This window comes from Sphingomonas rhizophila (assembly GCF_014396585.1).
Classification (GTDB): domain Bacteria; phylum Pseudomonadota; class Alphaproteobacteria; order Sphingomonadales; family Sphingomonadaceae; genus Sphingomicrobium; species Sphingomicrobium rhizophilum.
The window spans coordinates 1,085,415-1,103,725 of the sequence record NZ_CP060717.1; the positions used below are offsets into that span (position 1 = coordinate 1,085,415).

Consider the following 18,311-nt stretch of genomic DNA (forward strand, 5'->3'; position numbering starts at 1 on the left):
CGGACAGTGGCTCACGCTCAGCGGCAAGTCACCGCCGCCGATCGACGTCCAAATGCCGTCGCGCAACTGCGCTCTGGCGATCGAGCCCGCCGATCGCAAGGACGATGTCCGACTGTCTAGCGCGCTGCAGCGCCTGTTGGAGGAAGACCCGAGCCTCAGCCTCGAGCAGGACGAGGCCAGCCATGAAATGCGCTTGAAGGGCGTCAACGACGAGCATCTCAAGACCACGATGGCTCGGCTCAAGCGGCGCTACGGGGTCGAGGTGAAGCATCGCGCGCCGACGATCGGCTATCGCGAATCCATCCGTCGCCCGGTGACCAAGCGCGGACGTCACAAAAAGCAATCTGGAGGCCACGGCCAGTTTGGCGACGTCATTATCGAAGTCGCGCCACAAGCCCGCGGTGCGGGCTTCAAGTTCGCGGAGCGGATCTCGGGCGGAGCGGTTCCCAAGCAGTGGATTCCGGCGGTCGAACAGGGCGTTCGCGATGCGCTTGCGAAGGGGCCGCTCGGTTTCCCTGTGGTTGACGTCACGGTCACCCTGACCGACGGCAGCTATCACAGCGTTGACAGTTCGGAGCTGGCGTTCCGCCTGGCCGGCAAGCTGGCGATGCAGGAGGCACTGGCCGAGGCGGCCCCGCACCTTCTGGAGCCGGTGCAGCGCCTGACGGTGGTGACGCCCTCCGCATCGACGAGCCGGGTGTCGTCGGCGCTTGCCAGCAGGCGTGGCCAGATGCTTGGCATGGCGCCGCGCGACGGGTGGACCGGCTGGGACCGGATCGAGGCGCTGCTTCCGGAGAGCGAGATCGACGGCCTCGAGGCCGAGTTGCGGTCCCTCAGCCAGGGCCTCGCCACCTATGAGGCAACCTTCGATCATCTCGCCGAGCTCAACGGCGTCCTCGCCGACAAGGTCGTGCAGAAGCAGGCGGAGCCCGCCTGATTAGGCCTCCTTCGGGTCCGGCAGGTTGCCGTCCTCCGGCGCAGCCTCGTCAGGCTCGCCGGAGGAAATGACCTGCGCCGCGACAAGGTCGCCGACCACGTTGAGCGTCGTTCGGCACATGTCGAGGAAGCGATCGACGCCCAGCACGAGCGCAATCGCCTGCGGGTCAATGCCGACCATGGCCAGGATCAGAGCCACGACGGGCAGCGAGCCCGCGGGGACACCGGCCGTGCCAATCCCGCCGAGGATGCACACCGCCATCACCATCAGCTGTTGCCAGATCGTGAGCTCTATCCCGAAGAATTGGGCAAGGAAGATGACGGTCACGCCTTCGAACATGGCCGTGCCGTTCTGGTTTGCGGTCGCGCCGATGGTGAGGACGAAGCGGGAGACGCGGCGCGGAAGTCGCAGGTTGTTTTCCGCAACCCGCAATGCCGTCGGCAGGGTTGCGTTCGACGAGGCCGTCGAGAACGCCATCACCGCGGCTTCCTGTATTTGGCGGAAGAACAACAGCGGGTTCTTGCCGCCCAGGGTCGAGAGCAATGCGGGATAGACGATCAGCAACTGGATACCGAGCGCCAGCAGGACCACGCCGACATAGGCCGACAAGCGGATCAGCAGGTCCCATCCGAACAGCGCCGCCAGGTTGAACATGAAACAGGCGACGGCAATCGGCGCCAGTTTGATGACCACGAGGATCAGGCGCATGGTCACGTCGAAGATCCCTTCGAACCCGCGCTGGAGCGCGCGAGCGTTGGGAGTATCCGTGATCAGGAGCCCGATCCCGAAGAACAGCGCGAAGAACATCACGGACAGGATCGAGCTGTTCGAACCCATCACTTCGACAAGGTTGTTCGGAATGATGCTGACGAAGGCGTCCACCCCGCCCGGTTGTTCGGCGCCAGCCTTGACGATCTCGCCTGCGCGCCCGGCCGAATCCTCGAGCATCTGGCTCGCGACCGCCCGGTCGACCCCCGCCCCGGGCCTCAGCACGTTGACCACGACCAGACTGACCGCCACCGCGATCGACGACACCACGACCGTATAGGCCAGGGTGCGAAGACCGACCCGCCTCAGGGCTCGGATTTCGCCCATCTCCGCAATGCCGACGACCAGCGCGGAAAACAGTAGCGGAATGACTAGCATGAACAGCAATCGAAGGAAGATCTGTCCGATCGGCTGCGTGACATAGGTGGTGACGAATTCGACCCACGCGGCATCCCGCTGTGTGGAAAAGGCGATGAGGCCAAGGACCAGGCCGACGACGAAGCCGATCAGCATCTTCCATTGCAGCGAAAGGCCACCGCGCGTGGTCTCGGTCATCGTTTTCCCCTATTATTCCTGACCAACGGGCATTGCGGTCGAAGGCCGAGCCGTCAAGCGCCGGAGCGTCCGAACGGCTCTTCCAACGAGGCAGGCGGGACACTGAACCATCGCGGTCCGGAAGCCGTCACCCGGAAACAGTCTTCCAGGCGAATGCCGAACTTGCCCGGTAGGTAGATTCCCGGCTCATTGGAAAAGCACATGCCGGGCGCAAGTGGCGTCGTTTCGCCATGAACCAGGTTGACGGGCTCGTGCCCCTCCATGCCAATGCCGTGACCTGTGCGGTGTGACAGGCCGGGGAGTTTGTAACCCGGACCGTAGCCCCATGCTGTGTAAGCCGCCCGGACCGCGTCGTCGACGCTTCCGGCAGTCCGCCCGACACGAGCCGCCGCGAAGGCTATTTTCTGGCCGCGCGCGACCTGATCCCAGACCTTCCGCTGCTCCTTTGTCGGATCGGCGCCCCATACGAAGCTTCGCGAGATGTCGGACTGGTAGCCGTGCACCGAGCAGCCGCAATCGAACAGGACGTTGGTGCCTCGCTCGATGACGTGACGCTTGCCGCTGCCGTGCGGATAAGCGGTGGCTTCGCCCAGCAGCACCAGGCCGCCGTCATACTCGCCGCCCAGCGCGCGCGTCGCCGCGCCGATTAATCCGTCGATGTCGCCGCGGGTCATGCCGGCCTTCACCCGCGGCCAGGCATGGCGGAATGCGGCGAGGGTAATGTCGGACGCGGCCTGCATCAGCGAGATTTCGGTGGGCGATTTGACCATTCGGCAGGCGCGCACGACGGGGTTCGCGCTCACCATCCGCAACGATGGCAAGCTGGCGCGCAGACGATCGACGATGAAGTAGCGATTTGTCTCTTCGATGCCGACCGGGCCGCCGGCGATGTTGCGCTCACGAAGGAAACCAGCAACCAACCGCAACGGGTCTTCATCTTCGTCCCAGGTCCTTATTTCTGCCGGAATGGTGAGGCTTTCGCCCACCGATGGCTTCTCGAAGAATGGCGTCACGATGATCGCGTCGCCGCTGGACGGAATGACCACGGCTGTCAGACGCTCCGAACGCCACCAACGAACGCCGGTGAAATAATCGAGGCTCGGGCCGGACTCGACGATGACCGCGCCAATGCCATTGGCCCGCATCAGGCGTTGGGCCTTCGCAATGCGCGTCAGGCGCTCGGCCGGTGCGATGGCCGGTGGCAACGCGACAGGTTTCAGGTCCCGAGCTTCCTCGATTGCCGCCCGGGCCATTCCGGTCATGGGTACCGCGCTCAAAGCGCCCGCACCGGCAATCAGGGAACGTCGAGTGAACTGCATGAGGCCGGCCTTCTCGCTTTTTGTCTGGCAAGCATGTTGCATGGCTGCCGTCGATAGGCCAGCAGCGCCGGATGATTGGCGACGAGCATCCCGCACCGCCCGGCGGACGTCCCGGGCGGAGGGAAACGGTGACCCTTCTCGCCGGCCTGATGGCGCTCAACGCCTTCGCCATCGACGCGATGATCCCCGCCCTTCCGGAAATTGGCGGTCAGCTTGGAGTGGCCGACGAAAATCGGCGCCAGTTGGTGGTCATCGTCTACATGGCAGGATTTGGTGTCGGCCAGTTGTTCTGGGGGCCGTTGGCCGACCGCTTCGGGCGCAAGAGCGTGCTGGCGATCGGAGTGGTGCTGTACGCACTCTTCGCCGCTCTCTGCGGCCTGGCATGGAGCTTCCCCGTGCTGATCGGCGGGCGGCTGGCAATGGGCATGTCGGCGGCGGTGACCCGAGTCCTCGTGCTCGCGATGGTTCGCGACCTGTTCGATGGCGAGGCCATGGCGCGCGTGATGAGCCTGGTCTTCATGGTGTTCATGTTGGTGCCGGTGCTGGCACCCAACCTTGGTCAACTGATCCTGCTCGTGGCATCATGGCGAGCGATCTTCATCGTGCTCGCGGCCTTCGCCGGAGTGATGTGGTTGTGGAGCTTCCTGCGTCTTCCGGAGACCCTTCATCCCGAATACCGCCGCGCACTTAATCCAGCCCTAATCGCTTCGGCCGCGCGGCAGGCGGCGACCGACCGGCTGTCGATTGGCTATACCCTGGCGATGACCGCGCTGTTCGGCGGATTGACGGCTTACATTGCGTCGATCCAGCAGATTGTTTTCGACGTTTTCAGGGCCCCCCACCTCATCGGCCCGGTATTCGCAGCCGTCGCCGCGCCGATGGCGTTGGCGAGTTGGGGCAACGCGAAAATCGTCGGGCGCCTCGGCCTCCGGCGCGTGGGCCATGGCGGACTGATTGCCTTTGTCGCCGTCACAGGCCTGCACGTCCTGGTTGCCCGCGTGCCGGGCGAGCCGCTCTGGCTTTTTGTCACGCTGATGGGCCTGACCCTCACGGCCTTTGCCTTCACCACCTCCAACTTCGGGACGCTGGCGATGACCAACATGGCGGCCATTGCCGGCACTGCATCGTCGGTTCAGGGCGTCGTCGGCACCGTCGTCGGGCAATCATCGGCTTTGCCATCGGACAGGCATTCGACGGGACGGCTTTCCCGTTCGTCATCGGCCTGTTTGCCTGCGGTGTGGCGAGCTTCGGGATCGTGTTGTGGACGGAACGCGGCCGGCTGCTGACCCCAATCGCCGCCTGACGCAAACGAAAGGGCGCCCCGGTCGACCAGGGCGCCCTTCCAGTTTTTGCCCAGCCCTAGAGGTCGTCGGCGTCGCCCGGTCCGACCATCAGCGCTTCGCCGACCTGGTCGGTCTTGCCGCGAACCGCATTCTCGATCCGCTGGGCCATCTCTGGGTTGTCCTTGAGGAACTGCTTGGCGTTCTCGCGGCCCTGGCCGATGCGGGTAGAGTCATAGCTGAACCAGGCGCCCGACTTGTCGACGATACCCGCCTTGACGCCCAAGTCGAGGATCTCGCCGACCTTTGACACGCCTTCGCCGTACATGATGTCGAACTCGACCTGCTTGAACGGGGGCGCGACCTTGTTCTTGACGACCTTCACCCGGGTGGTGTTGCCGACGATATCGTCGCGATCCTTGATCTGTCCGGTACGACGGATGTCGAGGCGAACGGAAGCATAGAATTTCAGCGCATTGCCGCCCGTCGTCGTTTCCGGATTGCCGTACATCACGCCGATCTTCATGCGCACCTGGTTGATGAAGATGACCATGCAACGCGAGCGGCTGATCGAACCGGTCAGCTTTCGCAGTGCCTGGCTCATCAGGCGGGCCTGGAGGCCGACGTGGCTGTCGCCCATCTCGCCCTCGATTTCCGCCCGCGGCACCAGCGCAGCGACCGAATCGACCACCAGCACGTCGATCGCGTTCGACCGCACCAGCGTGTCGACGATCTCCAGCGCCTGCTCACCCGTGTCGGGCTGCGACACGATCAACTCGTCGATGTTGACGCCAAGCTTGCGGGCGTAAACCGGGTCCAGCGCGTGCTCGGCGTCGACGAAAGCGGCCGTCCCGCCGGTCTTCTGCGCTTCGGCGATGGCATGAAGCGCCAGCGTCGTCTTGCCCGAGCTTTCCGGACCGTAGATTTCGATGACGCGACCACGTGGGAGACCGCCGACGCCAAGCGCGATGTCGAGACCAAGGCTTCCGGTCGAAATCGTCTCGATCTCGATCTTCTCGCGGCTGCCCAGCTTCATCGCCGAGCCCTTGCCGAACGCGCGGTCGATCTGCGCAAGCGCCGCTTCCAATGCCTTCTGACGATCCGTACTCACGCTATCTCCGTCAATTACCTTGAGCTGCGCTGCCATGACCCTGTTCCCTTCGTCAATCGAATGGCGGTTGTCCCCGCGACTATCGGCTACGTATCCTATTTGTTCCGGCGGAACAAGTGGGGAACATTCGGCCGCCTAAGTTTGCGCTACTCGGCCAAGGCAGCATCGATGACCGGAGTGACCCGGTCGATCGTGTAGGGCTTTTCGATCATCGCCACGTCGGCGAATTCGCCCGGCGGCGGTTCGACATGACCGCCGCTCGCAAGAACGAACGGGATGCCGCGGTCCCGAAGCTGGGTGGCGACCGGCCAAACGCTTTCGCCCTTCAGGTTCACGTCAAGGATGGCCAGGTCGAACGGTTCGCCGTCGAGGGCGCGCATCGCCTCGTCGACGCTTTCGCAAGGTCCGCGCACTTCATGGCCGAGCGAGAGGATGAAATCCTCCAGCATCATGGCGATCAGCGGCTCGTCCTCGACGATCAGGATACTACGGTTACTCACGTCGCCATGGATAGCATCGCTTCCCGCCGATGAAAGACTTAATTGGCGTCAGCCTTCTGCGCCAATGCCTTACGTACCGCCTCCGCCAGCTCTTGGACCGAAAAAGGCTTCGGCAGGAATGCGACGTTGGCGATGTCGATCGACTTGCGCAGCTGCTCCTCGGCGTAGCCGGACATGAACAGGATGGGCAATTCGGGATGGGTCTTGCGTGCTTCGCGCACCATGGTCGGTCCGTCCATGAGGGGCATGACGACGTCCGAGACCAGCAAGTCGATGGCATGACCTCCGTCGAGCTGCTCGAGCGCCTCCTCTCCGTTGGTCGCAGTAAGTACCCGATAGCCGTGCCTAGTCAGTGCCCGCTCCGCGACGGTCCGGACCATTGGCTCGTCTTCCACCAGCAGGACGGTTCCAGTGCCCCACAGCTCTTCGTCCCCGGCTTTCGAGACGGGTTTCGCAGGCACCGCGGCGCCCTCCTCCACCCGATGAACCGGCAGGTAGATGGTGAACTGGGTGCCCGCCCCGACCTTGGAATCAGCGAAGATGAACCCACCGGACTGCTTGACGATGCCGTAGACGGTCGAAAGGCCAAGGCCAGTCCCCTTGCCGACCTCCTTGGTCGTGAAAAAGGGTTCGAACACTTTGCCAAGCACCGCCGCGGGGATGCCCGTGCCGGTGTCGGAAATCGACAATGTCGAGTAGTCGGCCACCGGGAGGATGTCGGAGCCGAGGTCCGCCACCTGGTCGGCCCGGACGGCATAGGTCTGGATCGTCAGCGTGCCACCGCCCTTCGACGCCATCGCGTCACGGGCATTGACCGCGAGGTTGACGATGACCTGTTCAAGCTGCCCGGGATCGGCGCGAACGGGCCCGATGTCCCGGCCATGCTTGACCACCAGTTGCACGGTCTCGCCGAGCAGTCGTTTCAGGAGGTGCGATACCTCGCTGACGACGTCGGGAAGCTGCAGCACCTGCGGCCGCAACGTCTGCTGGCGCGAAAAGGCGAGCAGCTGACGGGTCAGGCCGGCGGCGCGGTTGGAGTTCGACTTGATCTGCTGAATGTCGTCATAGTCGCTGTCGCCGGGCGTGTGACGCATCAGCATCAGGTCGCAATGGCCGATAATCGCGGTCAGGATATTGTTGAAGTCGTGGGCAACGCCGCCGGCAAGTTGCCCCACTGCCTGCATCTTCGTCGCCTGCGCCACCTGCCGCTTGAGCTTCGCTTCCTCGCTATTGTCCTTGAGCAGGAGCAGCACGGCGGCGTCACCGAGGCCGCGAAGCCCCGCGACTGTCAGGGCGACCGGCTCGCCCGGCTGATGGTTTAGGCGGACTGCCAGATCGCCCGCCATCGCCGGACCACGCGCGTTGCGCCGCACCGCGTCCGCCACCGCCGCCTTGTCCTCCTTGGCGACCAGATCGCCCGGATAGGACGGCATCGATCCTGCCGGCAGACCAGCCGCGGTGCGGAATGCCTTGTTCATGGTCAGGAAGCGGCCGTCACGATCGACCAGCGCAAGCCCGATCGGCAACATTTCCAGAAGCACCTGGACGTTGGCCGAGTTGGCGAGGCTAGGGCCGTCGCGCGTCTCGAACATCAACAAGGTGCCGGCCCCGCCCTCCCGGTTCGGATCGAGCGGAACATGGACGGCGCGAAGCGGCACGCCTTCCTTGTCCGCCCTTAATTGGACGGTTTCATCCTCATGGATGTCGACAATATCGGCGAAGCGGACCGGGCCGTCCTGGCGCTGGGCGCCGGTCAGCGCGCGGTCGGCAAACGGCTTGTTTGCGGCAAGCAGCAGCCCGTCGTCGTCAACCAGGGCAGCCAGCACTCCGGCGGAAGCGAGACGCTCCCCGGTCGCCCCGGCGATGCGCCGTGCGGCGACGACGATTGCGTCAGGCTCATCGCCCGAGGGAAAGCGCCACAATAGCTGCTCGCCATGGGCGCCGACCCGCTCAATCTCGACCGCCAGGGCGCCGCTTGGTCCGGCGATCCGCGCAGCGCAGGACGCTCCGTCGCGCCAAGCCGCGAGGCGCGCCTCGACGAGGCTGTCGCGCGATTCGGGGTCCGAGCTTAGGTCCAGCGGCGTCGGCAATCCTTCGAAGCGTTCGCGATACGCATGATTGACGACGAGCAGCTTTCCTTCGGAATCGGTTATCGCCGCCGGGTCGATGGAAATGTCCAGACTGGCGCCGAGCAATGAGTAGTCGGGAACCGCGCGCGCCTCGACCAGCGGCACTCGGACCGAGCGCCGGTCGATGATGAATGCGGCGACCAGCATGATGATGAGCCCGCTGAAAAACAGGCCGGACAGCAGCGGCTCGCCGATGACGTAGAACAGGATTGCCCCGCTGGCCGCCGCCGCCGCAACGAGGCCCGGGACGAACCACCGGACACCGCTATCGAGCGGCCGCGCGTCAAGCGGGGCAAGATCCTGGTGAAGCACGCCCTACCAGATACGCACCCGGTCCGCCGGCGCAAGGTAAAGCTTCTGGCCAGGCTTGGGCTCAAACGCCCCGTACCACGGGTCCATGTTGCGCACGATGTTGGCGCGCTGCTCTGCGGGCGAGTGCGGATCCGTCAGGAGCCGCTGTCGAAGATTGGCCTCCCGATAATTGCGCCGCCACACTTGTGCCCAACCGAGATAGAAGCGCTGGTCACCGGTCAGGCCGTCGATGACGGGCGCTTCCTTGCCGCCCAACGAGGCCTTGTACGCATCGTAGGCGGCGCTGAGGCCGGCAAGGTCGGCACTGTTCTCGCCGAGAGTCAGCTGCCCGTTGACATGCTGGCCGGGTAGCGGCTCGTAAGCGTTATATTGCGCGACAAGGCGCTCGCTCAGCGCCTTGAACTTGGCGAGATCGGCATCGCTCCACCACTTCGCCAGCCGCCCTTGTGTGTCGAATTTCGAGCCTTGGTCGTCGAAGTGATGGCTGATCTCGTGGCCGATGACCGCGCCGATGCCGCCATAGTTGATCGCCGGGTCCGCATTCGGGTCGAAAAACGGCGGCTGCAAGATCGCCGCCGGGAAGGTGATCGCCACCAGCGTCGGATTGGCCTGCGCGTTGACGGTCATCGGAGCGAGTCCCCACTCCCACCGGTAAATGTCCTTGCCGAGCTTGCCGACGTTGTATTCGTGTGCCCATTGGTTGGCGCGCAGGTTGTTGCCAAAGGCGTCGTCGGCAGCGATCCGCAGCGCCGAATAATCGCGCCACTGCGACGGGTAGCCGATCCGCGGCGTGAACGCCGCCAGCTTTGCGTGAGCACCTGCCTTGGTCGCCGGCGACATCCAGTCGAGGCGGTCGATGCGCGCATTCATGGCGGTGATGATATTGCGCACCATCTCGTCGGCCACGGCCTTGGTTTCTGGCGGGAAGTATTTCGCGACGTAGATCTTGCTGACTTCGTCGGCGAGGACGCCGGTGGTAAAACGGACCGAACGTTTCCAGCGTTGTTCCTGCTGTGGGGTGCCCGACAGGGTCGTCCCGTAAAAAGCGAAGTTTTCCGCATCGAACGCCCGCGGCAGTACGTCGGCGAATGAATCGAGTGATCGGACGAGCAGCTGGTCGCGCAGTACCGGTACGGGTGTGCGTCCGATCAGGCGCGCGATGCCGCTGATCGCGCTCGGCTGCCCGACGATCACCGTGTCGACGGGCGTTCCGATGCCCCGGAAATAGGTGGCGAAGTCGAAGCCGGGGGCGGATTTGACGAGGTCGGCGACGGCCAGCTTGTTGTAGGTCTTGTCGGCATCGCGGCTCTGAGTGCGGGTCCAGCTGACCTTGGCGATCTCGGTCTCGAAGTTGACGACAGCGCGGGCACGTGCCGCGGCATTGGGTTCACCGGCCAACGTCAGCATCTTCGCCAGGTGTGCCTCATAAGCCGCCTTGGCCTCGGCGAGCTTCGGTTCCTTGCTGAGGTAATAGTCGCGATCCGGAAGGCCGAGACCGGCCTGACGCATCAGCAGCACGTAAGTGTTGGGATCCTTGGCATCCTGACCCACGCCCGCCGCGAACGGGACGCCGATGCCGTTACGGTCAGCCTCGGCCGCCAACGTCGCGTAGCCAGAGCGCGATTTCAGCGATGTGATGCGGGTCAGCCAGGGCTTGATCGGCGCAAGGCCCTTTGCCTCGATCGCGGCAGTGTCGAGGTAAGACGAGTAGGCGGCCCCGATCCGCGATGAGGGATCGGCCTTCGCCGCTTCGAGCAACTCGTGCGTTCGCTTATCCGAGAGATCCTGAAGCTCTTCGAAAGCGCCGTAGGTCGCCTTGTCGGCGGGAATGGCGGTGTTGCGCGCATAGGTGCCGTTGGCGAAACCGTAGAAGTCGTCGCCGGGCTGGATCGAGCGATCCATGCCGGCCGAGTCAAAGCCGAACGTTCCAATCGCGGCTTTTGGAAGCGCGGCGACCGCAGCCGGCTCCGCGACCGGCGGGGCGCTGGAAACAGCTTGGTCGGTCGAGGCGCATCCGGCGAGCGCGGTGGTGGCGACGAGCGCGATGAACAACGACGATTTCATGCAGTACCCCTGAGTCGAATGACGTTGCGCCCGACCCTAATCGTCGCAGCCAATGGAAGATACGCCGTTCGACCGAAGCGCTTCGGGAAACGACGAGCGGTTAGCGCCGCCGCGCCTTCCATCGTTTGGCGATGTGCCACCGCCAAGCGATCGAGCCGAGGGCATAGCCGGTCACCGCGGTGATGATCGCCAGGGTCACGATGCCCAGAGCGAGCGGCGCGGACGCGTGCTGCGCCCAACTCAGCCATGTCTCGACATGCCCCTGCAACTGGGTCGCTGGCAGCGTGGGATTGCTGCCCCTGGCCTCGAGTTCCCATTCGCCGATCCGCCAGGCGGCAAGGTAGATCGGCGGGATCGTCACCGGATTGATCAAGACGGTGACGGCCGCTGCCAGCGCAATGTTGGCGCGGGTCGGGATCGACAGCAAAGCTGCAAGCATCATGTGCATCACGGGGACGAGGATCCCGACGCCGAGACCGATCGCAATGGCCCGCGGCACGGATCGGCGATGCATCTGCCACAATCCCGGCCTGCCGAGGTGGCGGGCGAACGGACGAAGCAACGGCCACGCCTGGACGGCTTCCCGGCGCGGTATCCGGCTCGCCACCCAATCGCGCAGCCGGCTAGCCACGATTGCGCAACAGCCGGCCCTGCTCCCGCTTCCAGTCGCGTTCCTTGATGGTGTCGCGCTTGTCGTGAACCTTCTTGCCTCGCGCAAGCGCCAGTTCGACCTTCGCCTTGCCGGAGGAATTGAAATAGATCGAGAGCGGGATCAGCGTCAGCCCCTGGCGATTGATCGCGCCATGCATCTTGTTGATCTCGCGCTGCTTGAGCAGCAGCTTCCGGCGGCGGCGAGGCTCGTGGTTCATCCAGCTGCCCGCGCCATATTGCGGGATCGAGCTGTTGATCAGCCACACCTCCTCGTCCTCGACCGTCGCATAGCTTTCGGCAATCGACCCTTCGCCGGTGCGAAGAGCTTTCACCTCCGTACCCTGCAGCGCGATCCCCGCTTCGAACCGCTCCTCCACGAAATAGTCGTATCGGGCGCGCCGGTTCTCGGCGACGACCTTCGTCTTGTCGAAAGGGGTGGGCAGCGCTTTGGACATGGATGCTTAGATGAGGCCGGCGTGCCTCAATGCAACATCCACCGCCGCTTTGGACGCGTCGGAAGGTTCGCTGAGCGGCAGTCTGAGCTCGGTCGAAAAGCCGGGTCGCACCTTCGACAACGCGTATTTCGCAGGCCCCGGGGATGCATCGGTGAACAGCGCGACGTGAAGCGGATAAAGCTTGTCCTGCAACGCCAACGCCTCGTCCCAGCGGCCTTCGCGGGTCGCCTCCTGGAATTCGGCGCACAGTTTCGGCGCGACATTGGCGCTGACTGAAATGCACCCCACCCCGCCGGATGCGTTGAAAGCGAGCGCGGTCTCGTCATTCCCGGACAATTGGCAGAACTGCTCGCCGCATTCCAAGCGCTGGGCGGTCACGCGGCCGAGGTTGCCGGTGGCGTCTTTGATGCCGATGACCGACGGGATCTTCGCGACCTCGCCCAGGGTCTCGACGCTGATGTCGACCACCGTCCGGCCGGGGACATTGTAAACGACGATTGGAAGGTCGCAGGCATCCGCGAGCGCCCGGAAGTGGGCAACCAGGCCCGCCTGGCTCGGCCGGTTGTAATAGGGAAGCACAACGAGTGCTGCATGGGCGCCCGCCGCTTTTGCCGCCTTCATATGTTCGATGGCGGTCGCCGTGTTGTTGCTGCCGCAGCCGGCGATCACCGGCACCCTGCCGCGGGACACCGTCACCGCCAGCTCGATCAGTCGGTGCTGCTCGTCATGGGTTAGCGTCGGCACTTCGCCGGTCGTGCCGCAAGGGACGAGCGCCGACGATCCCTCCTCGATTTGCCACTCGACCAGCGCTCGGAATGCCGCTTCATCGACTCGTCCTGCCGCAAATGGCGTCACCAGGGCGGGTATCGAGCCGAAAAACATGATTAGGTCCTTTGCGAGGGGCCGCGGCTCGATTAGCTGGACGCGGGCCGCGTTGTTCAGCGCCTGATAAGGACAGGGTGTCAAGAATGTCCAGCATGAGAAAAGCCGGAGTCGCCACTGCATTGTTGACCACGGCAACCGCCATTGCCGCGACTGCCGCCGCACAGTCGATGGGAGGTCGTCCGCCGCTCGAGATCAATCTGCCTTCCGAGACCCCGGCCCCGGCCCGCGTGTTCACGCCAGCTCCGACCGCCGCCTCGACACCGACGGCCATGACCGGCGGCGGCAACCAGAGCTTTGCGCCGTACGTCGCGAGTTCCAGCGTCGGTGCGGCCATCTCCGAATGGCGCCGGCTTCGGCAAAGCGAAGGACATTCTTTTTCGACCTACGCCTATTTCCTGAACGCCAACCCGGGCTTTCCCGGCGAGAGCGCCATGCGGCGTTCCGCGGAAAGGAACATGCGCCCGGGCGAACAGCCTTCGCTCGTCATCGCCTTTTTCCGCACCGACAAGCCGCTGACCGGCAATGGCTGGGCGCGTCTCGCGGAATCGCAACAGGCGCTTGGCCGTCATGCCGAAGCTCTTTCCAGCGCCAGGGCTGCGCTCGCGACCAGCGATCTCAGCATCGTCGATGAAGGTTCGCTCGTGTCCCGCTTCCCGGGCCGTTTCCTGACCACTGACTATGATCGCCGCCTCGACGCCCTGCTCGCCGATCGCAAGGTTGGCGACGCATCGCGACTGTTAGGCTCCGTCAGCCCGGCTCGCCGGGCGACCTTCCAGGCGAGGCTCGCGATGTTGCAGCGCTCGCCGGATGCCGAAGCAATGTTCTCGCCGGTCGCCGGCCAGGTAAGTAGCGACGCCGGCCTGCTCATCGACCGCCTCCGCTATCTTCGGGACAATGGCGGCGAAGCTGCGGCCCGCGCCCTTGCCGCCCGGCCGCATGCCTTCACGTACCGACCGGCCAACGTCGAAAAATATTACGAGCTGATGCTGATCCTGGCCCGCGGGCATCCGAGGACGGCCAGCACCAGACGGCCTACGACATCGGCCGCCAGCTCGACGACAGCCTCCCGCCGGGCGAGTTGCCGAGCCAGCAACGCTATGGCGTCCGCGACGAATATACTTCGCTGGCGTGGCTCGCCGCCTCCTCCGCACTTCGGATCGGCCGCCCGGCTTCGGCGATGACGCTGTTCGACAAGTACGCGAACGGCGGCAAGTCGCTGCAGGTAGCGAGCAAGGGCTATTACTGGGCGGGCCGCGCAGCGTTGCAGGCAGGCCAACTTGCCGACTCCAACCGCTATTTCGAGCGGGCGGCAGTCTCCCCCGACCAGTTCTACGGCCAGTTGGCGCTGGAACGGCTTGGCCGCAAGGTGCCGGCTCCCGGGGGCCTGCCGACATTGCTCGTTACGGACGCCCAGCGTGTCGCTTTCCAGAACAAGCGCCTCGTCGCCGCTGTTCGCCAGCTCGGCATGCAGGGACAGCGCTCGGACCAGACTCTCTTCATTCGGGCCTTGTCCGATGCGCTCGACAATGACGGCGAGCGTGTCCTGGCCGTCCAGCTGGCCAACTACATCAGCCGCCCCGACCTGGCGGTTTGGACCGCGCGCGCCGCGCGGAACCAGGGATCGAACTTCTACTATCGTGCGGCCTACCCGACCCACAACTTCGCCGCCTCGACCGGAAGGGTGTGGTCCCTCGCGCACGGCATTACTCGCCAGGAATCGAGCTTCGACCGCGACGTTGTCAGCCACGCCAATGCCCATGGCATGATGCAGGTCGTGCCGAGTACCGGGCGCGAACAGGCGGGCAAGATGGGGATTGCCTTCGATACTTCCCGATTGACCAGCGATCCGGCGTTCAACGTGATGATCGGCACCGCTTACTTCCAGCGGCTCCTGAACAATTACGGCGGCAGCTATCCGCTGGCCGTCGCCGCCTACAACGCCGGCCCGGGCAACGTTCGCAAGTGGCTAAACCGATATGGCGACCCGCGAACCTCGGGACGCGACGTGCTGACCTGGATCGAGGCGATCCCGTTCGACGAGACCCGCGGCTATGTGCAGCGTGTCCTCGAGAACAGCGTCGTCTACGACACGATCAACCCGACCATGCCGCCTGCGTCGGGTAGCGTTCACCTGTCGTCCTACCTCGGCAAGACCGCCCGGCCGGGCTGATGAGCGACGACCGGCGGCCGCCGCGCTTCATTACGCCGGACGGCATGGCGCGGCTGCGCGCAGAGTATGATCAGTTATTCGGGGTCGAACGCCCCAAGCTGGTCGACACCATCGCTTGGGCGGCCGACAACGGCGACCGGTCCGAAAACGGCGATTACATCTATGGCCGCAAGCGCCTCCGCGAGATCGACCGCCGTCTTGGCTACCTGTCGAAAGCGATGAAGGGCGCAAAGGTGGTCGACCCGGCGTCTCAGCGCGAGCGCGATACCGTCCGCTTCGGCGCGACGGTCGAATTGGCCGACGAGGATGACAATCGGCGAATCATCACGCTGGTCGGCGAGGACGAGTCCGATGCCGACCAGGGCCGGGTCAGCTGGGCCGCGCCGATCGCCCGGGCGCTGATCGGCGCAAGGGTCGGCGACGAGCGCATCGTGCGCCTGCCTTCGGGTGAAAAGAGCTACGAACTGATGGCGATCCGCTACCCGGAGCCAGGCTAGCCTTCAGGCCTGCTTCTGGCTCGGGAAGGATACGACATTCTCCCCGTCCGCTGGCGGATCCTTGGGATGGCCTTTTCCAGGCCGGCCGTGATTTCCTGCAGGAAGGCGATCTGGCGCGAGGCGCTATCGTTGGCGTCGACCACCCTCCACGGCGCCCAGCGCGTATCGGTCTGCGCGAACATGTCCTCGACCAGTGGCAGTGACGCTTCGCGCTTCTCGGCACGGCTGAATTCGTCAGGACCGACCAGCGAACGGGTCCAGGGATCGGCCTGCCGTGAGCGTAGCCGGGCTAACTGGGTATCCCCGGTGACATGCAGGAACAGCTTGAGAATCAGCGTGCCATGATCGTGCTGCTGAGATTCGAATTCGTTGACCTCGTCCATCGCGCGGATCCACTCGCGCTCGCTCAGCTCCCCGTCCAGCCGCCGGTCGATCGCCCGACGATAGTAGCTGGGCAGGAACACCGTCGCTTCGCCCGATACCGGCAGGCCATTCCAATAGGGAGCGAGCCAATGGCGCCCATTGTTGCTGGGCATGCGCGACGGGCAGCGGACATTGACCTGGCACGGGTCCCATGCCGCCATCAGTCCGCGCAGCGCATCGCGCTTACCCGATGCCGCCCAACCCTCGACGATCAGCATTATCCGCTTTCCGTGGGCAATCTGCGCGCGCTGGAGATGCCCCAGCCGGTCCTGAAGCGCGGTGAGCGCTTCGGCATGGTTCCCGGCGAACGGCTCCCCTCGTTCAAAATCGGTTAAATCGATCGGCACATCACTGGCGTAACCGAACCGAAAATCATCCGCAATCGCGCGATCGATTGCGGATGGGACAGTCAGGGCTTGGGCGCGCCGTCGGCGACGATGCGGATCGACAATTCCTTCAGCTGCTTCGACGTAACCTCGGCGGGCGCGTTCATCAGAAGGTCCTCCGCCTTCTGGTTCATCGGGAAGACGATGACCTCGCGAATGTTCGGCTCATCGGCCAATAGCATCACGATCCGGTCGATGCCGGGCGCCGAACCGCCGTGCGGCGGGGCGCCATATTTGAACGCGCCGATCATGCCTGGGAAGTTGGTGTCGACTTCCTCGCGCGTGTAGCCGGCGATCTCGAACGCCTTGTACATGATGTCCGGGCGGTGGTTACGGATCGCGCCCGAGCTCAGTTCCACGCCGTTGCAGACGATGTCGTACTGCCACGCCAGAATATCGAGCGGGTCCTTGCCCTCTAGCGCCTCCATCCCGCCCTGCGGCATCGAGAAAGGATTGTGGCTGAAGTCGATCTTCTTCTGATCGTCATTATATTCGAACATCGGAAAGTCGACGATCCAGCAGAATCGGAACGCGCCCTTCTCGATCAGGTCGAGTTGTTCGGCGACCCGGGTGCGCGCCAGGCCTGCCAGCTTGGCCGCGTCTGCTTCCTTGCCGGCGGCGAAGAAGATGCCGTCGTCCGGACCAAGGCCCATCGCCTCGGCGATCCGGTCCATGCCTTCGCTGCCGTGATTCTTGGCGATCGGACCGCCCCACTCCCCGCCCTTGCGGGTGGCGTAACCGAGCCCGGCGAACCCTTCTCCGCGCGCCCACTCGTTCATGTCATCGAAGAACTTCCGGCTCTTCTCGGCGGTGCCCGGCGCCGCAAGCGCGCGAACCTTCATGCCCTTGTCGACCATACCCGCGAACAGCCCAAAGCCCGACCCGGCGAAATGGTCGCCAACGTCGTGAATCAGGATGGGGTTGCGAAGGTCCGGCTTGTCGCTGCCATACTTCAGGATCGCGTCCTTGTAGGCAATGCGCGGATATTCACCCGCCGGAGTCACCGACCGCTCACCGGCGAATTCGGCGAACACGCCCGAGAGGACCGGCTCGATCGCCGCGAAGACGTCGTCCTGAGTGACGAAGCTCATCTCGAAATCAAGCTGGTAGAATTCGCCCGGGCTGCGGTCGGCGCGAGCGTCCTCGTCGCGGAAGCAGGGGGCGATCTGGAAATAGCGGTCGAAGCCGGCGACCATCAGCAACTGCTTGAACATCTGCGGCGCCTGCGGGAGCGCGTAGAACTTGCCCGGATGAACCCGGCTCGGGACTAGATAGTCGCGCGCACCTTCCGGCGACGACGCGGTCAGGATCGGAGTCTGGAACTCGGTGAAGCCCTGGTCGATCATCCGGCGGCGGATCGAGGCGATCACCTTTGACCGCAGCAGGATGTTGGCGTGCAGCCGCTCCCGCCGAAGGTCGAGGTAGCGGTACTTGAGGCGGATTTCCTCGGGATAGTCCTGCTCTCCGGCTACCGGCATCGGCAGTTCGGCGGCGGACGACTGGACTTCGACCTGGCGAGCGATGACTTCGATGTCCCCGGTCGCCAGCTTGGCATTCACCGCCCCGCCCTCGCGAGCGACGACGTCGCCCGTAATCGTCACCACCGATTCGGCACGCAGCGAATCGAGCAGCTTAAGCGCATCGCTCCCCGCCGCCGCCACGACCTGGGTGAGCCCGTAGTGGTCACGAAGGTCGATGAACAAAACGCCGCCATGGTCGCGCTTGCGATGGATCCAGCCCGACAGCTTGACGGACGAGCCGACATCGGTGGCGCGCAGGTCAGCGCAAGTGTGCGTACGGTAGGCGTGCATCGGTAAGCTCGCAGAAAGATTGGCAGGAAGGCGGAAATTTCGCCGGGCCGCTTCACCT

16 protein-coding genes are annotated in these 18,311 nt (G+C 64.6%); 5 read left to right on the top strand and 11 right to left on the bottom strand.

Annotated elements, in window-relative coordinates:
• Nucleotides 1-52: 52 nt before the first annotated feature.
• Nucleotides 53-937: a translation factor GTPase family protein gene (locus H9L12_RS13475; RefSeq protein WP_246450640.1), complete on the top strand. Its 885-nt coding sequence runs from the start codon at nucleotides 53-55 to the stop codon at nucleotides 935-937.
• Here H9L12_RS13475 and H9L12_RS05375 read toward each other — a convergent pair whose 3' ends face one another.
• Nucleotides 938-2,260 carry a dicarboxylate/amino acid:cation symporter gene (locus H9L12_RS05375; RefSeq protein WP_187542929.1) on the bottom strand — a complete coding sequence of 441 codons (1,323 nt, stop codon included), beginning with the start codon at nucleotides 2,258-2,260 and terminating at the stop codon, nucleotides 938-940.
• Nucleotides 2,261-2,313: 53 nt separating this feature from the next.
• Nucleotides 2,314-3,579 (bottom strand): M24 family metallopeptidase, encoded by a 1,266-nt coding sequence (locus H9L12_RS05380; RefSeq protein WP_187542930.1) that lies wholly within the window; start codon nucleotides 3,577-3,579, stop codon nucleotides 2,314-2,316.
• Nucleotides 3,580-3,758: 179 nt separating this feature from the next.
• Between H9L12_RS05380 and H9L12_RS05385 the strand changes: the two genes are divergently transcribed.
• Entirely contained in the window at nucleotides 3,759-4,865 is a 1,107-nt protein-coding gene (locus tag H9L12_RS05385) for an MFS transporter (protein WP_246450701.1), read from the top strand.
• A 73-nt stretch (nucleotides 4,866-4,938) separates the two neighbouring features.
• On the opposite strand, the gene recA is transcribed toward H9L12_RS05385, so the two are convergent.
• The 7 genes from recA to dapA form a co-directional block, all read right to left on the bottom strand.
• The gene (gene recA, locus H9L12_RS05390; RefSeq protein WP_187542931.1) at nucleotides 4,939-6,006 is read right to left on the bottom strand and encodes a recombinase RecA; all 1,068 of its coding nucleotides are present in this window, start codon (nucleotides 6,004-6,006) and stop codon (nucleotides 4,939-4,941) included.
• A 110-nt stretch (nucleotides 6,007-6,116) separates the two neighbouring features.
• Nucleotides 6,117-6,470: a response regulator gene (locus tag H9L12_RS05395; protein ID WP_246450642.1), complete on the bottom strand. Its 354-nt coding sequence runs from the start codon at nucleotides 6,468-6,470 to the stop codon at nucleotides 6,117-6,119.
• A gap of 38 nt (nucleotides 6,471-6,508) precedes the next feature.
• The gene (locus H9L12_RS05400; protein WP_246450644.1) at nucleotides 6,509-8,911 is read right to left on the bottom strand and encodes a hybrid sensor histidine kinase/response regulator; all 2,403 of its coding nucleotides are present in this window, start codon (nucleotides 8,909-8,911) and stop codon (nucleotides 6,509-6,511) included.
• A gap of 3 nt (nucleotides 8,912-8,914) precedes the next feature.
• A complete protein-coding gene (locus H9L12_RS05405) occupies nucleotides 8,915-10,975 on the bottom strand; it encodes a M13 family metallopeptidase (protein WP_187542932.1) in 2,061 nt (686 codons plus the stop codon).
• 100 nt (nucleotides 10,976-11,075) lie between these two features.
• Nucleotides 11,076-11,606, bottom strand: coding sequence for a DUF2062 domain-containing protein (locus H9L12_RS05410; protein WP_187542933.1), 531 nt, complete (start codon nucleotides 11,604-11,606; stop codon nucleotides 11,076-11,078).
• A complete protein-coding gene (smpB, locus tag H9L12_RS05415; protein WP_187542934.1) occupies nucleotides 11,599-12,081 on the bottom strand; it encodes an SsrA-binding protein SmpB in 483 nt (160 codons plus the stop codon). Before smpB ends, H9L12_RS05410 begins: the two co-directional genes overlap by 8 nt.
• Nucleotides 12,082-12,087: 6 nt before the next feature.
• Nucleotides 12,088-12,963, bottom strand: coding sequence for a 4-hydroxy-tetrahydrodipicolinate synthase (gene dapA, locus H9L12_RS05420; protein WP_187542935.1), 876 nt, complete (start codon nucleotides 12,961-12,963; stop codon nucleotides 12,088-12,090).
• Between the two features lie 95 nt (nucleotides 12,964-13,058).
• Between dapA and H9L12_RS05425 the strand changes: the two genes are divergently transcribed.
• The 3 genes from H9L12_RS05425 to greB are packed head-to-tail and all read left to right on the top strand — an operon-like array spanning nucleotide 13,059 to nucleotide 15,633.
• Nucleotides 13,059-14,147 (top strand): hypothetical protein, encoded by a 1,089-nt coding sequence (locus tag H9L12_RS05425; RefSeq protein WP_187542936.1) that lies wholly within the window; start codon nucleotides 13,059-13,061, stop codon nucleotides 14,145-14,147.
• Nucleotides 14,045-15,136, top strand: coding sequence for a lytic transglycosylase domain-containing protein (locus tag H9L12_RS05430; RefSeq protein WP_187542937.1), 1,092 nt, complete (start codon nucleotides 14,045-14,047; stop codon nucleotides 15,134-15,136). The genes H9L12_RS05425 and H9L12_RS05430 overlap by 103 nt, the downstream gene beginning before the upstream one ends.
• The gene (greB, locus tag H9L12_RS05435) at nucleotides 15,136-15,633 is read left to right on the top strand and encodes a transcription elongation factor GreB (RefSeq protein WP_187542938.1); all 498 of its coding nucleotides are present in this window, start codon (nucleotides 15,136-15,138) and stop codon (nucleotides 15,631-15,633) included. Before H9L12_RS05430 ends, greB begins: the two co-directional genes overlap by 1 nt.
• Here the strand turns inward: greB and H9L12_RS05440 are convergent.
• Nucleotides 15,630-16,403, bottom strand: coding sequence for a polyphosphate kinase 2 family protein (locus H9L12_RS05440; protein ID WP_187542939.1), 774 nt, complete (start codon nucleotides 16,401-16,403; stop codon nucleotides 15,630-15,632). The two genes, greB and H9L12_RS05440, sit on opposite strands and share 4 nt — an antisense overlap.
• Before the next feature lie 62 nt (nucleotides 16,404-16,465).
• Nucleotides 16,466-18,253, bottom strand: coding sequence for an aspartate--tRNA ligase (gene aspS, locus H9L12_RS05445; protein ID WP_187542940.1), 1,788 nt, complete (start codon nucleotides 18,251-18,253; stop codon nucleotides 16,466-16,468).
• Nucleotides 18,254-18,311: the final 58 nt, after the last annotated feature.

Excerpts from the sequence above, each read along its gene's own strand:
- smpB (WP_187542934.1), bottom strand. The coding sequence starts at position 12,081 with ATGTCCAAAGCGCTGCCCACCCCTTTCGACAAGACGAAGGTCGTCGCC.
- greB (WP_187542938.1), top strand. The coding sequence starts at position 15,136 with ATGAGCGACGACCGGCGGCCGCCGCGCTTCATTACGCCGGACGGCATG.
- H9L12_RS05385 (WP_246450701.1), top strand. The coding sequence starts at position 3,759 with ATGATCCCCGCCCTTCCGGAAATTGGCGGTCAGCTTGGAGTGGCCGAC.
- H9L12_RS05425 (WP_187542936.1), top strand. The coding sequence starts at position 13,059 with ATGAGAAAAGCCGGAGTCGCCACTGCATTGTTGACCACGGCAACCGCC.
- H9L12_RS05375 (WP_187542929.1), bottom strand. The coding sequence starts at position 2,260 with ATGACCGAGACCACGCGCGGTGGCCTTTCGCTGCAATGGAAGATGCTG.
- aspS (WP_187542940.1), bottom strand. The coding sequence starts at position 18,253 with ATGCACGCCTACCGTACGCACACTTGCGCTGACCTGCGCGCCACCGAT.
- H9L12_RS05405 (WP_187542932.1), bottom strand. The coding sequence starts at position 10,975 with ATGAAATCGTCGTTGTTCATCGCGCTCGTCGCCACCACCGCGCTCGCC.
- dapA (WP_187542935.1), bottom strand. The coding sequence starts at position 12,963 with ATGTTTTTCGGCTCGATACCCGCCCTGGTGACGCCATTTGCGGCAGGA.
- H9L12_RS05380 (WP_187542930.1), bottom strand. The coding sequence starts at position 3,579 with ATGCAGTTCACTCGACGTTCCCTGATTGCCGGTGCGGGCGCTTTGAGC.
- H9L12_RS13475 (WP_246450640.1), top strand. The coding sequence starts at position 53 with ATGCCGTCGCGCAACTGCGCTCTGGCGATCGAGCCCGCCGATCGCAAG.
- recA (WP_187542931.1), bottom strand. The coding sequence starts at position 6,006 with ATGGCAGCGCAGCTCAAGGTAATTGACGGAGATAGCGTGAGTACGGAT.